This window comes from Colwellia sp. BRX8-5 (genome assembly GCF_014077325.1).
Taxonomy (GTDB): domain Bacteria; phylum Pseudomonadota; class Gammaproteobacteria; order Enterobacterales; family Alteromonadaceae; genus Colwellia_A.
The window spans coordinates 1-429 of record NZ_JACGVR010000097.1 but is presented as its reverse complement, the minus strand read 5'-3'; the positions used below and the strand labels follow the sequence as shown (position 1 = coordinate 429).

The window sequence follows — 429 nt, the reverse complement described above, 5'->3', positions numbered from 1 at the left end:
TAAAACAACTTGGCTTTCCTAAGAAGGTATTAGGACATTCGGACGCGGGATGGAGCAGTCTGGTAGCTCGTCGGGCTCATAACCCGAAGGTCGTCAGTTCAAATCTGGCTCCCGCAACCAACTTACGCTTAAGTATAAAAAGCAAATTCTTAAGTTTGAATTAAAACAACTTGGCTTTCCTAATAAGGTATTAGGACATTCGGACGCGGGATGGAGCAGTCTGGTAGCTCGTCGGGCTCATAACCCGAAGGTCGTCAGTTCAAATCTGGCTCCCGCAACCAACTTAAGATATAAGTATAAAATCAGGTCGTCAGTTCCCTTTCAATTAGATATGGGCTCCGATAACCAACTTACGCTTAAGTATAAAAAGCAAATTCTTAAGTTTGAATTAAAACAACTTGGCTTTCCTAAGAAGGTATTAGGACATTC

2 tRNA genes are annotated in these 429 nt (G+C 42.2%); both read left to right on the top strand.

Annotated features, from left to right (window positions below):
• The first annotated feature begins 43 nt into the window (after window positions 1-43).
• Window positions 44-120 (top strand) — tRNA-Met (locus tag H4J62_RS20045).
• A gap of 84 nt (window positions 121-204) precedes the next feature.
• A tRNA-Met gene (locus tag H4J62_RS20040) sits at window positions 205-281 on the top strand.
• The last annotated feature ends 148 nt before the right edge of the window (window positions 282-429 follow it).